At 55.7% G+C, this 12,485-nt stretch carries 14 protein-coding genes; 6 read left to right on the top strand and 8 right to left on the bottom strand.

Annotation, left to right across the window (positions count from 1 at the left end; genetic code table 11):
- Positions 1 to 107 precede the first annotated feature (107 nt).
- The 8 genes from ACXJ5O_RS08995 to ACXJ5O_RS08960 all read right to left on the bottom strand — a co-directional run bounded on the left by ACXJ5O_RS08995 (position 108) and on the right by ACXJ5O_RS08960 (position 7,961).
- On the bottom strand, positions 108 to 1,121 hold the full coding sequence (locus tag ACXJ5O_RS08995) for a type II secretion system F family protein (protein ID WP_457299588.1): 1,014 nt from the start codon (positions 1,119 to 1,121) through the stop codon (positions 108 to 110).
- Between the two features lie 21 nt (positions 1,122 to 1,142).
- A complete protein-coding gene (locus tag ACXJ5O_RS08990; RefSeq protein WP_457299587.1) occupies positions 1,143 to 2,624 on the bottom strand; it encodes a CpaF family protein in 1,482 nt (493 codons plus the stop codon).
- A 9-nt stretch (positions 2,625 to 2,633) separates the two neighbouring features.
- Positions 2,634 to 3,920 carry an AAA family ATPase gene (locus ACXJ5O_RS08985; protein ID WP_457299586.1) on the bottom strand — a complete coding sequence of 429 codons (1,287 nt, stop codon included), beginning with the start codon at positions 3,918 to 3,920 and terminating at the stop codon, positions 2,634 to 2,636.
- A gap of 45 nt (positions 3,921 to 3,965) precedes the next feature.
- Positions 3,966 to 4,646, bottom strand: a complete 681-nt coding sequence (locus ACXJ5O_RS08980) for a CpaD family pilus assembly protein (protein WP_457299585.1) — start codon at positions 4,644 to 4,646, stop codon at positions 3,966 to 3,968.
- 14 nt (positions 4,647 to 4,660) lie between these two features.
- A complete protein-coding gene (locus ACXJ5O_RS08975; RefSeq protein ID WP_457299584.1) occupies positions 4,661 to 6,223 on the bottom strand; it encodes a type II and III secretion system protein family protein in 1,563 nt (520 codons plus the stop codon).
- Between the two features lie 5 nt (positions 6,224 to 6,228).
- Positions 6,229 to 7,023 carry a Flp pilus assembly protein CpaB gene (cpaB, locus tag ACXJ5O_RS08970; protein WP_112526444.1) on the bottom strand — a complete coding sequence of 265 codons (795 nt, stop codon included), beginning with the start codon at positions 7,021 to 7,023 and terminating at the stop codon, positions 6,229 to 6,231.
- Positions 7,024 to 7,196: 173 nt separating this feature from the next.
- Positions 7,197 to 7,721, bottom strand: coding sequence for an A24 family peptidase (locus ACXJ5O_RS08965; RefSeq protein WP_457299583.1), 525 nt, complete (start codon positions 7,719 to 7,721; stop codon positions 7,197 to 7,199).
- Positions 7,722 to 7,760: 39 nt separating this feature from the next.
- Entirely contained in the window at positions 7,761 to 7,961 is a 201-nt protein-coding gene (locus ACXJ5O_RS08960; RefSeq protein WP_224513333.1) for a Flp family type IVb pilin, read from the bottom strand.
- Positions 7,962 to 8,291: 330 nt separating this feature from the next.
- Here ACXJ5O_RS08960 and ACXJ5O_RS08955 point away from each other — a divergent pair, with 330 nt between their 5' ends.
- The 6 genes from ACXJ5O_RS08955 to ACXJ5O_RS08930 form a co-directional block, all read left to right on the top strand.
- On the top strand, positions 8,292 to 8,735 hold the full coding sequence (locus tag ACXJ5O_RS08955; RefSeq protein ID WP_112526448.1) for a pilus assembly protein N-terminal domain-containing protein: 444 nt from the start codon (positions 8,292 to 8,294) through the stop codon (positions 8,733 to 8,735).
- Between the two features lie 134 nt (positions 8,736 to 8,869).
- A complete protein-coding gene (locus ACXJ5O_RS08950) occupies positions 8,870 to 9,430 on the top strand; it encodes a TadE/TadG family type IV pilus assembly protein (RefSeq protein ID WP_457299582.1) in 561 nt (186 codons plus the stop codon).
- Positions 9,431 to 9,530: 100 nt separating this feature from the next.
- Positions 9,531 to 10,097 carry a TadE/TadG family type IV pilus assembly protein gene (locus ACXJ5O_RS08945; RefSeq protein WP_457299581.1) on the top strand — a complete coding sequence of 189 codons (567 nt, stop codon included), beginning with the start codon at positions 9,531 to 9,533 and terminating at the stop codon, positions 10,095 to 10,097.
- A 66-nt stretch (positions 10,098 to 10,163) separates the two neighbouring features.
- A complete protein-coding gene (locus ACXJ5O_RS08940) occupies positions 10,164 to 11,408 on the top strand; it encodes a phosphopentomutase (protein WP_457299580.1) in 1,245 nt (414 codons plus the stop codon).
- Positions 11,401 to 12,291, top strand: a complete 891-nt coding sequence (mutM, locus tag ACXJ5O_RS08935) for a bifunctional DNA-formamidopyrimidine glycosylase/DNA-(apurinic or apyrimidinic site) lyase (RefSeq protein WP_457299579.1) — start codon at positions 11,401 to 11,403, stop codon at positions 12,289 to 12,291. The genes ACXJ5O_RS08940 and mutM overlap by 8 nt, the downstream gene beginning before the upstream one ends.
- Positions 12,292 to 12,305: 14 nt before the next feature.
- The coding region (locus ACXJ5O_RS08930) for an enoyl-CoA hydratase-related protein (protein WP_457299578.1) at positions 12,306 to 12,485 on the top strand (180 nt) is incomplete at its 3' end.

Raw genomic sequence — 12,485 nt, 5'->3', positions numbered from 1 at the left:
TGAGAAATGTGACGAGCGTGGCGAAAATTGATACCCCGACCAGAATAGCGAAAATGAATGCCGGGTCCTGGATGGCTTTAGCAAAGGCGTTTACCATGCATCTCTCGCTAGAATTTGAAGTTGATCATCTTTTTCATCACCAGGATGCCGATCGACATCCACGTCCCGGCGCAAGCAAGAATGAAATTGCCGGTGTTGGTGTTGAAAAGAATCATGATGTATTGCGGGCTTGTCAGGTAAACCAAAAAGGCAACGATAAAGGGCAGTGCGCCGATGATATAGGCCGAAGCCTTTGCTTCCATGGACAGCGCCTGAACCTTGGCCGCCATCTTTTTCCGGTCACGCAAGACACGCGACAGATTGCCCAAGGCTTCGGAAAGATTACCGCCCGCCTGAGCCTGTATCTGGATGACGATGCCAAAGAAACTGGCTTCTGAGCAGGGCATGAATTCGGACATGCGCATAGCGCCTTCCGGGATACTGACACCGACCTGTTGAGCATCGACGATGCGGCGGAATTCTCCACGCACGGGCTCCTGAGCTTCGTGCGCTATGAGCCGGATTCCATCGTTCAACGGAAGACCCGAACGAATGGCGCGGACAATCACATCGATGGCGTTCGGGAACTCGTTCAGGAAAGCCTTGATGCGGCGGCGGCGGCGGAAATAGACAAACCAACGCGGCAGGCCAAGGGCTCCCGCCAAGAATAAACCCGGCGCAAGATAAAGCGGCGATCCGAACATCAGGCCGAGCACAGTGACCACGATGCCTGTAATAACCGAATAGAGATAGAATCGCGGCATGGTGACCTTCATGCCCGCTTGCTGAATGAGCATTTTCAGCGGCGGCGACTTGATATTCTTGTCGCGCAGCTTCTGGCGCTGTTCAAGGTCCTTCAGCGTATCGTGAACCGATTTGCGACGCTTGACCGCCTCGGCCTGCTTGTCGCGAATCGTGAATTTGCCAAGGCTATCCGTTGCGGCGAGCTTGACCTCTTTCAGTCGTTCGTCCGCCTTTTTCTGCCATGCAATAGAATCAAAAAAGAATACGTAGGCCAAAGCGGCGACGGCGAGCACAACCAGTACGATGAAACCAAGCTGCGCGAGATCAAGCCCGAACATTGTTGCGCTCCGATCCCACCGTCATAGCTTCGCCGCTTCCATGGAATCGAGCGCATTGGCGAGCCGCCGGTCCTCATTGTAATAGCGCGCCCGCTCCCACATGTGCGGGCGGCCAATGCCCGTGGAGACGTGCTTTCCGATGAGACGACCATTGGCGTCCTCACCTGTGATCTCATAGACGACAAGGTCCTGCGTTATAACAACTTCACCTTCCATGCCGATCACCTCGGTGATGTGGGTGATGCGCCGCGAACCATCCCGGAGGCGTGCCGCCTGAATAATAATGTCCACCGAACCGACGATGATTTCGCGCACGGTCTTTTGCGGCAGAGCAAAGCCGCCCATGGCAATCATGGATTCCATACGGCTAAGACATTCCCTCGGGCTGTTCGAGTGGATCGTACCCATGGACCCATCGTGGCCGGTGTTCATCGCAGAAAGCAGATCGAATACTTCAGGTCCGCGCACTTCGCCGACGATGATCCGTTCAGGGCGCATGCGTAGGCAGTTCTTGACGAGATCGCGCATGGTGACCTCGCCCTCGCCTTCGAGATTCGCCGGCCTTGTTTCAAGCCGAACCACATGCGGCTGCTGAAGCTGGAGTTCCGCCGAATCTTCGCAAGTGATGATGCGCTCATCCTTGTCGATATAATTGGTCAGGCAGTTAAGGAGCGTCGTCTTGCCGGAGCCGGTACCGCCGGAGATGACGATATTGCAACGGACGCGGCCAATGATTTGCAGAAGCTCGGCACCGGCAGGAGAAATGGCGCCGAAACGGACAAGCTGGTCCAGTGTCAGCTTGTCCTTCTTGAATTTACGAATGGTCAGCACCGGTCCGTCGATCGCAAGCGGCGGTGCGATAACGTTGACACGCGAGCCATCGGGCAGACGTGCGTCGCAGATGGGACTGGACTCGTCGACGCGCCTTCCTACCTGGCTGACTATACGCTGGCAGATGTTGAGGAGCTGCTGGTTGTCGCGGAAACGAACACCGGATTCCTGTACTTTGCCGAGCACTTCGATGTAGGTCTTGCGCGCACCATTGACCATGATGTCGGCGATGTCATCGCGCGCCAGTAAAGGCTCCAGTGGCCCATAGCCTAAAACGTCATTGCAGATATMGTCGAGCAGCTCTTCCTGCTCCGAGATCGACATGGCGAAGTTCTTGATGGCGATGATGTCGTTGACAATGTCGCGGATTTCTTCGCGTGCCACTTCCGGGTCGAGTTTCGACAATTGCGCAAGGTCGATCGTGTCGATCAGTGCGGCGAAAACCTGCGATTTCGTATCGTAATAAGCTTCGTTTTTTTCGCGCAGCGGCACGACAGGCTTCGGCGTTTCAACGGGCGAACGCTTGGGCTCCAATACATCCCGCGGCAGTCCGGCCGGCGCGATGCCCCCTCCGCCAAGAGGTAGCGCCGTCTCCAGGGCTGGCGCCCGAAACTCCTGAACCTGGCTTCCACCGGCCCCGCTTGATTGGGGATTACCGCGTTTACCGAACATGATTTCTCTTTACTGTTTCTTTCGCTTCAACCGGGAGAGTACTGACGACAATCCGGGCTTCTTCTTGGGCTTCAGTGTCATGCGACCAGTCAGGATATGCGCGATCTCGTTAATGCTTTGAACAATGGGATTAGCCCCATCCGTTTCCGCCAACATCCGACCATTGTTAGCCGCGCTCCCGAACAGCGCAGGCTCGAAGGGGATCTTGGCGATCGGTAGAATTCCAAGCGGACTGCAGAAATCGAGGGGGGCAATTTCAGGGCGTTTGGGCACACCGACCTGATTGAGGATCAGTCTTGGCGGGGCGTCATTGGGGCGAAGCTGCTTCAGGGTATCGAGCAGGTTTTTTGTATTGCGCAGATTTGCCAATTCCGGTGATGCAACGATAACGACTTCATCGGCCCGGGCCAGCGTTGTGCGCGTCCAGCCGTTCCATGTGTGCGGCACGTCCAGAACGACGTGGGGAACGGATCTTTGCGCCACATCGATCAGGTGCGCAAAGGAATCGTCGCGGAAATCAAAAACGCGATCAAGCGTCGATGGTGCCGCAAGCAGCGAGAGATGTTCAGCGCATTGTGCCAACAGACGGTCGAGATACACGTCATCAATGCGTTCTGGCGAAAAGACCGCTTCGGCAATTCCCTGTGCCGGGTCCTGGTCGAAGTTGATATTCGCCGTGCCATAAGGCAGATCCATATCGGCAATAACCACCTCGCTCTTGAAGAGCGACGAGATGGCCCAGGCAATATTGTGCGCCATTGTGGAGGCGCCGACACCGCCTTTAGCGCCGATGAAGGCAATCGAATGGCCGAGCGGCTTTGCTTCCGGATCGACGAACAGGCCGCCTATGACGCCGACAATCTCCGACAGGTCGATGGGCGCAACCATATATTCCGATATGCCGTTGCGGATGAGTTCGCGGTAGAGCCAGACATCATTGAAATGTCCAATGATCACGACCTTGGTCGAAGGGTCGCACACCTCGGATAAAGCCGCCAAATTCTGCAGCATGTCGCGCGGGGCAGCCGATGTCTCAAGCAGAATGAGGTTGGGTGTCGGCACGGTTTGGAACAGTTCAACGGCAGTATCTACCCCGCCCATATGGACCTGAACGTGGGTCTTGGCCATGCGCCGGTCTTCGCTGGCACGAGCTATCTGCTTTGCAACGCCATCGCTTTCACAAAATGCCTGAATCGATATGCGGGGTATCGGCCGATGCGCGTGCAAGCCTATACCCGGCGATCGCTCGCCACCGTCTCCAGGCTGGTTTTCTGTTTCGAAGGCCACTTGACTCATTTTAGCATTCCGCTTTTCAAAGAGAGTTGGTTGCTCAAGACCAGCTTAGTACTCAACTTCCTGTGCCGTGATTGGCTCGGGTGTAGGCGCATTTCTGTAGTCATCGATCACGACAATTCGCCGTTCCGCATCGATCGGAGACGTTGCGCGCGGTCCGAGCAAATCGGCCGGGTTGGCGAGCTGTGCAGCAAAGTTGTTTTGATTGGCGCAGCCGAAATTGGCGTAGTGCCTGTTTTGAGCCGTATCGAGAATATCCTTGGGCCATTGGCCGCACGTATTGGTCGATGCTGTCATGGCCGAAAAGGACAGGCGTATCGGGGCGGATTCTTCCGGACCAGCCTGATAGCGTTCGCTGGAGATGTTGAATGGCTTCACGCCTTTCTTCCGCAACGTCGCGGCGATCTCCCCGCGCAACTTCGCTGCAGCACGTTCATTGGGCGAACCATCAGGAAGGAGAATGTGGATGACTCCGGAACCGTTCGACCGGTAATTGGCTGCGGCATTCTCGACGATGCTGCGCTGGGTAATCGACAGCCTCGTATCGGCGTGGCCGACCGGTATATCGGCGACCTGTTCTTTTTCCGAAATGACGATTGGATGGTTGGTCCGGTAATCATCCGGAATGGCTCCTGTCACATCGCGTTGCTGGGCGCAGCCCGCAAGCAGGGTTACGGCCAGCAACGCCAGGACCGGGTTCACGCGGAGCTTTTTGTTCACGTTCGACATGATCCGTTCCTCGTTCATTTGTAGATATACCCGATGGTGCCTTCGTACTGACCCGCAGGCAGACTGGCTTCCTTGGTGCCGTAGATACGGTTGACTCTGCCGAGGAAAATACCCGCAGCATCGCTCGGTGCGTTGAGGTTGTCGTCAGGCCTGGCGAGCGCCGTGCGAGCGACCGGACGGACGAGATAGGGCGTGATAATGACCACGAGTTCGCTCTCGTTCCTGATGAAATCTCGGCTGCGGAACAATGTACCGAGGATCGGCACCTTCGAGAGGCCCGGGAAGCCCGAAATGGCCTGACGTGTTTCGTCGCGCAGCAAACCTGCAATCATCATTGATCCGCCCGATGGCAATTCAACCGTTGTATCGGCAAGGCGTTTGCGAATGGAAAGAATATTGGATCCTTGGTTTTGCACTCCGTCCGGAACGGTAATAGATCCCTCAAGGGTTGGTTCAGAAACAGACGTCCTTACCTTCAAGCTGATGCGCCCCGGCGAAAGAACAACCGGAGTAAATTCCAAACCGATGCCATACTCGATCTTGTCGTGCGTGCGGGTGACTCTGCCATTATCGTCCACGTCTTGGCCGGAGAAGACATTATATTCACCGCCAACTTTGAACGTAGCTTTCTCGCCGGAGATAGCGGTCAAGGACGGCTCCGCAAGCGTTTTCATTACTCCAGCTATTTCCATTGCGTTAAGATAAGCGGCGATCGACGTATTGCCGATTGTGCCGCCGATAGCCGCGCCGGACTGGCTCAGGGGTTGGCCCAAAGCAGCGACGTTTTGAGACAAGCCGGTGAAACTGATCCCATTACCTACGCCGTTCACAACCAGATTGACGCCGAGCTGCTTCATCACTGTCCGGCTGACTTCGGCCACGGTCACTTTCAATGTAACCTGATCGTCGCCAGCGATTTGGATTAGATTGACGATCTTGCTCTTCTGACGCGCCTCGTCCGGGTCGCTGATCGCCACATCCGAACCGCCACCGCCATTGCTGCCGCCTTGGCCCGCTGCCGTGATCGCATATTGTCCCGTCGTCGCTTCACCGCCTGAAACCAGCAATGTGGCAAGATCGGTTGCTCTCTTCGCATCAAGCGGCGTCTGCACCGATCCTGTCAGGATGACGTTGTCATTCATCAACTCGACTTTGATGTTCGAGTCCGGAATATATTTTTTCAAAGCGTCTTCAAGACCGGCGACATCGCGTTCGATCATCAGATCGAAGCTTGCCAACTGCTCGCCATTCGGTCCAAAAACGAAAATATTTGTTTGCCCGACCTGCTTGCCGAAGAGGTAAATACGGCGTGCCGTGCGGGTCACGGCATCGGCGACGCTCGGATTGGCCACGAGGATATCATAGGCGTCCGCTGGAAGATCGACGACCAGCGATTTGTTCAGGCCGAGGTTGATGCGCTTGTTCATGCCCTGGCCCTGATTGACCCTTACGACGCTGCTTTCGGCAATCGCCGTACTTTGTATTGCAGGAACCGCGAGGGCGCAGCCAAGGGCGAAAGCCATTGCTGTCGATGGACGCCGGAAACCGTGTTTGAACATCTTTGTCTCGCTTCCCATTTTTATTATTTCCGCCCCAGGATTTCGGTCACGGTGCCGGACTTGATCAACTTCACGTTGCCTGCCCTGCCGGGTGAGTTGACAAGATATTCTGCGCCGGGCCCCGTCTGTTCCTGCGCATCCTGTACGGAGCGCAGAACGAGTGACAGACGAGCAGCCATCTGCTGAGCGACGGTCAGTATTTCGGCTTGCTCCGGCGTGAGTTCGAGCGTGGCGGTGGAACCAACCTTGGTCTTGTCACCCTTTTCGTCTTCCTGAATTGTCTGGTCGATCGCCAACACGCGAATGTTGCTGAGAATGGTTTCAGTCGCGTACTGCTTCTGCTCTCCCTCCATCTGCCGGATCATGATCACATCGACATAATCATCCGGCAGGATAAACCCGCCTGCGCTGGTCTCGGCTGCGATCTGTGTCGCAACGGCGCGCATACCTGCCGGGAGCTGTGCGGACATGAAGCTCTGGCCCTTACCGATCAATTTGGCTTCACGGATCGGCTCTCCGGGGAAAATCTGCAGGCGGACTGTTGAACCTTTCAGTTCTTCTTCCGCATTGGGTCGTTCGGAACGTTTGATGTATCCGTCAGCTACGGCGTCCTCCGGCCATTGTTGCCAACGCATCTGCCCTTGCACCTCGGCTCCAACACCGAGATTTTCGGTGGCGACCAGAACGTCCTGCAGCTTGATCTGCGGACCGGCATCGGCGACAACCGTAACATTGGGCTTCATATGCGTGGCGATGTAGCCGGCCGCACCCGCAGCAGCGACCGCTACGACCAATATGACAAGACGAGCTTTTTGCATTGATGTGCCCCACTAGACTTTCGTCTTAGATACTTTGGTCGCACATTGACGTGTTAATCGTGTAATTAAGGTTAACGTATTGCTTAAAAGTATGATTAACGGCGCTTAACGTTTACTATTTAAGCTATTGCTTGGCCCGGAGACTGCGCTTCGGGGTCAATCCCAAACATTGCTCAACTATGAGCAAGACGATCGACAACCCAAAGGCCGAGGGGTGACGACGGAAAGGCCAGCAGTCCGGCAAATCCGAGCGCTATTCCATAGGGCACGCCTTCGCCTTTCTTTGCGAGGCGGCGCATGAATTCAAATCGCTCCGTATAGACCCGCGCAACAAACGAGCCGCGGTAGTGCAGGATCAACATCGTCAACATTCCGCCAAACAGCGATAGCGTTACCAAGTACTGCACCAGTTCCAAATTCCAGCCCAACCAGAGTGCCGTCGCGGCCATGAGCTTCGCGTCGCCGCCACCCATCGTTCCGGTGGCAAATAAGGCAAAAGTGGCTGCAAGCACTGTCACAGCCGCAACAAAGTGCATCCCATAGACATCCCAGGCCATACCGGTCAAAGGCGCAATGATCATGAAGGATACAATCAGAATAATTGGAACCCTGTTCTGTATGGTCATGGACAACAGGTCGGACGTGGCGGCAAACACCATGGCAAACGGAAAGATGACAAGTATAGCTGCTTCAACCATGGTTGTGTTCCGGCGAAAAAGTGATCGATTCCTGTCGGGTCATCTGTTGGCGGCTTCCGTCACGTCATTGGTGAAACTCGCGTACAGATCCTTCAACGATGTGCCGAGCGTACCTGCACCAACCATAATGCCTATGCTGATGATCGAAGCGATCAACGTGTATTCGATGGCTGTCGTGCCCGATCTATCGCGCAGAAAATCGGCGAAGACGTCGAAGATGATCTTTACGGGTCGCTTCATGTCGAACTCACGCTCATGCCTCTTGCGTCACTGAATACTCATGGAAAGTAGGTGCCGCTCATTGCATTCGGCTTAAGAAATACCGTTACGGAAATGTAAACCACCATGAAACCTTAAATCACGTCACCAGAGGATGAAAAATACCAGTCCGATTTGGTATAAATTCTAACTATACTGTTTCTACAAATTTAACCGCCCTGGCGAGTCTCGTCGGCGAAGGCGCAGCGGAACGGCTGCCTCGCATATACTTTCATTATCTGTTTGAAGATTTAAGCTTTCCTTCACCAATCCCCGCCATGGTTAACCGAACAATTTTCGAAGGGCTATCCTATGGTTCACGTCAGAAGCCGAAGCATCCGTTCCTGTGTCCTCACAACGGTGCTGACCCTGGCTGCAGTTTTGTCGGTTGCGCCGGCAACGCAGGCCGATACCGGCATCCACATCGTGATGAACCAGGCAAGAATCCTCAAACTCGCCCGTCCAGCCGATACGGTGGTCGTTGGAGACCCGGAGATTGCCGATGCGGTGGTCAAGGATTCGCGTACGGTCGTTCTGACAGGCAAGGGCTTTGGCATCACCAATATCGTTATCATCGATGCGGACGGCGCTGCTATCGTCGATGACCAGGTCATGGTCAGCCGTAGCGTCGCCAATACGACCCGCGTCTATCGCCGGGCCTATGTCCAGACGCTTTCGTGCACGCCCTATTGCGAGACCGCGCAGAAAACCGCTGCCGAGAAGGCATCCGACGCGCAAATCGGCGGCGGCGGCTAGGTCGACGCGGGATAGGGTTGAGAAAAAGTAAATCCATTGCCAGCAATTTGCCGTTGTCCCCAAACGAGATTCTAATATCTGACGTGTAAGAGTTGTCTTCGGGCTAATTGCGCGGGGAAACCATGTTCGGGAAAATGCATAAATTCTTTGGCACTGCCGACCGGCCGAAGAGCACGCGCCGGTCTATCGCAGCGCGGTTCTTCGCCAACAAGCGAGGGACGGTTGCAATCGAATTCGCGATGATAGCATTGCCCTTCTTCCTGCTGATCTTCGCCGTAATCGAGGTGAGCCTGAGTTTTACAGCCCAGCAGGTCATGGCGAACGCAACGGACGATATTGCACGCCAGCTACGCACCGGTGAGATCAAGACCCTCAATCTGACTCAGCTGAAGCAAATGGTTTGCACCAGATTGCTGATGCCGGCGGCGAATTGTCCCGACCTGGTTGTGGATTTGCGCACCTACACCACCTTCGCCCTCGTTCCGAAAACGATCCCGCTCAAGACAGGTGGCGATGTCAATTCGACTGGATTCAAGAGCGCACCGGGCGGAGCCAACACCATCAACCAGCTGCGGGTCTTTTATCGCTGGCCGATTTTTACCGATCTCATGAAACCTCGCATCGCCACCATCGATGGAACAGGAAAGATACTGCTTTTCTCGTCCGCGACCTGGAGAAACGAACCCTATCTCTGAACCGGCACCTTCAAACAAGCATTCCTTCATTCTTCCGAAAGTGTGACGCATGGAAGCCTATAGCAAACAAAAACCGACCGCAGTCTCGTTGCTGAAATGGATGCGGAGCTTTCTCCGCGATCGGCGCGGTGTCGCGGCGCTGGAGTTCGCCCTGATCGCGCCTGTCATGATCGCGCTCTATATGGGTAGCGTGGAGGCTACTGCGGGACTTGATCTCAACAAAAACCTCGGCCGTGCCACCAGCATGGTCGCAGATCTGGTTACTCAGCAACAGACCATCACCCAGGCGGATATCAAGGATATCATGGATATCGGAACGGCGACGCTTCTGCCCTATACGCGCGACACGCCGCAGATCACCATCACCGCCATCGACATATCTGCAGCCAGTGTAGCGACAGTTGCGTGGTCAAGGCGCAAGGTCAATCTGGTCTACTCGAAACCTTATGTGGCCGGAAGTGCAGTGGCTCTTGATCCAAATCTACTGATCCCGAGTACGTCGGTGATCCGGGTCGAGATGTCGATAGGCTATGTGCCGCTCATGGCCTTCTATATGAAGAATGTGATCACGAAAGCAAACGGCACTTCGGCGATCGGAATAACCATGCCCAAGACCGCCTACGGACGCGTGCGGCAGGGTGAATCAGTCGCCTGTTCAGACTGCTAATCGCAGACATTTGTCATTGCGCAAAGTTTCACCTATCTGTGGGGAACAACCCTATCGGAGTGAGGCATGTCTCGCGCTTTCCTTTTTGTACTCGATTCCTTCGGCATCGGCGGGGCGCCAGATGCAAAGGCGTTCGGGGATGAAGGTTCAAATACATTCGGTCATATTGTCGAAGCCTGCGCAGCCGGAGCCGGCGATCGAGCCGGACTGCGTTCCGGTCCACTCCAGCTGCCGAACCTGAAGGCACTCGGTCTCTTCCACGCCGCCAATCTCGCGTCAGATCTTCCGTTCCCTTCGGAGCCGCTTGCTCCGTCCGCACTATGGGGTGCGGCGGAAGAAGTATCCCGAGGCAAGGACACGCCGTCCGGCCATTGGGAGATTGCCGGCGTGCCGGTTACGTTCAACTGGGGCTATTTCCCCCAGAAAATTCCGACATTTCCCGACAGTCTCGTAGCAGATGCCATGCAACGTGCACAGATACCTGGCATCCTCGGCAACAAACACGCATCCGGGACGGACATCATCGATGAATATGGTGAGGAGCATATCCGCACAGGCAAGCCCATATTCTACACGTCGACCGATTCCGTCATCCAGATTGCCGCGCATGAGGTGCATTTCGGTTTGGACCGGCTCTATGAACTTTGCGCTATTCTTCGCGAGCTTGTCGATCCGCTCAATATTGGCCGCGTCATCGCAAGGCCTTTTATCGGGGAAACCCGGGCAACCTTCACGCGGACCGGCAATCGCCGCGATTATTCTGTCCCGCCGCCGGAGCCGACATTGCTGGACCGGCTGACAGATGCGGGCCGCATGGTGATCGCCATCGGCAAGATCGGTGATATCTATGCCCATCAGGGCGTTGGCCAGGTGCGCAAGGCCAATGGCAATATGGCGCTCTTCGATGAAACGCTGGTCGCCATGGACGACGCACAGGACGGCGATCTTGTCTTCACCAATTTCGTCGATTTCGACATGCTCTATGGCCATAGGCGTGACGTGCCCGGGTACGCGGCAGCGCTGGAAGCCTTCGACCGGAGGCTGCCGGAGGCATTGGCCAAACTGCGTCTGGGCGATCTTATGGTTCTCACTGCAGATCACGGCTGCGACCCGACCTATAAGGGAACTGATCATACGCGCGAACGTGTGCCTGTCCTCTGCTACGGTCCAGACCTTCCCCACGCCTCATTCGGTATTCGCCCGACCTTCGCCGATATTGGAGAAACGGTGGCTGCCCATCTCGGTATCGCGCCGGGCTTGCATGGCAAGAGTTTCCTGAAGGGAACCGGAGACCTCTCTCCAAATGCCTGAGCTACCAGAAGTTGAGACGGTCAAACGCGGACTGCAGCCGGTCATGGAGGGCTCGACGATCCTTGCCGTCGATCAAAATCGTCCCGATCTGCGCTTTCCTTTCCCCGAACAGTTTGCCGAGCGGCTGACAGGTCGTCACATCGTGGCGCTCGAACGACGCGCCAAATATCTGATTGCGCATCTCGATGACGGTCTTGGCCTGATCAGCCATCTCGGCATGTCCGGCTCCTACCGTATCGAACATGAGGATGGCAGCAATATGCCTGGTGCCTTTCACCATGACCGATCGAAAAGCGTTGCACACGACCATGTCGTGCTACATCTGGACACGAAAGACGGCAAGCGACGCATCATCTACAACGACCCGCGACGCTTCGGGTTTATGTTGTTCTCCGAACCCGGCAAGCTCAATGCGCATCCACTAATCAAGGATCTCGGCACCGAACCTACAGGCAACCGTCTGGACGGGTCGCTTCTGGCGAAGTTGTTTGCAAACAAGGCCGCTCCATTGAAAGCCGCATTGCTCGATCAGAAGCTCATAGCCGGTCTCGGCAATATATATGTGTGTGAAGCGCTGTGGCGGGCTGAACTTTCGCCATCGCGTATGGCCGGGAGCATATCAGGCGAGAACGGCACAGCCACGGACATGTCCAGACGTCTTGCCACTTCGATTCGCTCTGTCATCGGCGACGCGATCAAGGCGGGCGGATCGAGCCTCAAGGACTACAGGCAAGCCGACGGCGCTCTTGGCTACTTCCAGCACTCCTTTTCCGTCTATGACCGCGAAGGTCAGCCTTGCCCGCGCAAGGGCTGCCATGGCACGGTGGCGCGCATGGTTCAGAGTGGGCGTTCAACGTTTTATTGTCCCGTCTGTCAGCAATGATTGGAGGAGTTCGGATGACTTACGAAAATATCATCGTCGAGACGCGCGAAAAGGTGGGCTTCATTCAACTCAATCGCCCCAAAGCGCTCAACGCCTTGAACTCAGCGTTGTTGGCCGAACTTGCCGAAGCGCTTGAGGCTTTTGACAAGGACAACACCATCGGCGCCATAGTGCTCACCGGTTCGGAAAAGGCC

The organism is Phyllobacterium sp. P5_D12 (genome assembly GCF_054049495.1).
The sequence above is the reverse complement of the archived record's forward strand: the minus strand, read 5'-3'. Positions and strand labels throughout refer to the sequence as shown.

Bases quoted from the DNA above. Each gene is read 5' to 3' on its own strand.
- ACXJ5O_RS08995 (WP_457299588.1), bottom strand. From the start codon at position 1,121: ATGTTCGGGCTTGATCTCGCGCAGCTTGGTTTCATCGTACTGGTTGTG.
- ACXJ5O_RS08985 (WP_457299586.1), bottom strand. From the start codon at position 3,920: ATGAGTCAAGTGGCCTTCGAAACAGAAAACCAGCCTGGAGACGGTGGC.
- ACXJ5O_RS08980 (WP_457299585.1), bottom strand. From the start codon at position 4,646: ATGTCGAACGTGAACAAAAAGCTCCGCGTGAACCCGGTCCTGGCGTTG.
- ACXJ5O_RS08975 (WP_457299584.1), bottom strand. From the start codon at position 6,223: ATGGGAAGCGAGACAAAGATGTTCAAACACGGTTTCCGGCGTCCATCG.
- cpaB (WP_112526444.1), bottom strand. From the start codon at position 7,023: ATGCAAAAAGCTCGTCTTGTCATATTGGTCGTAGCGGTCGCTGCTGCG.
- ACXJ5O_RS08965 (WP_457299583.1), bottom strand. From the start codon at position 7,721: ATGGTTGAAGCAGCTATACTTGTCATCTTTCCGTTTGCCATGGTGTTT.
- ACXJ5O_RS08960 (WP_224513333.1), bottom strand. From the start codon at position 7,961: ATGAAGCGACCCGTAAAGATCATCTTCGACGTCTTCGCCGATTTTCTG.
- ACXJ5O_RS08955 (WP_112526448.1), top strand. From the start codon at position 8,292: ATGGTTCACGTCAGAAGCCGAAGCATCCGTTCCTGTGTCCTCACAACG.
- ACXJ5O_RS08950 (WP_457299582.1), top strand. From the start codon at position 8,870: ATGCATAAATTCTTTGGCACTGCCGACCGGCCGAAGAGCACGCGCCGG.
- ACXJ5O_RS08945 (WP_457299581.1), top strand. From the start codon at position 9,531: ATGCGGAGCTTTCTCCGCGATCGGCGCGGTGTCGCGGCGCTGGAGTTC.
- ACXJ5O_RS08940 (WP_457299580.1), top strand. From the start codon at position 10,164: ATGTCTCGCGCTTTCCTTTTTGTACTCGATTCCTTCGGCATCGGCGGG.
- mutM (WP_457299579.1), top strand. From the start codon at position 11,401: ATGCCTGAGCTACCAGAAGTTGAGACGGTCAAACGCGGACTGCAGCCG.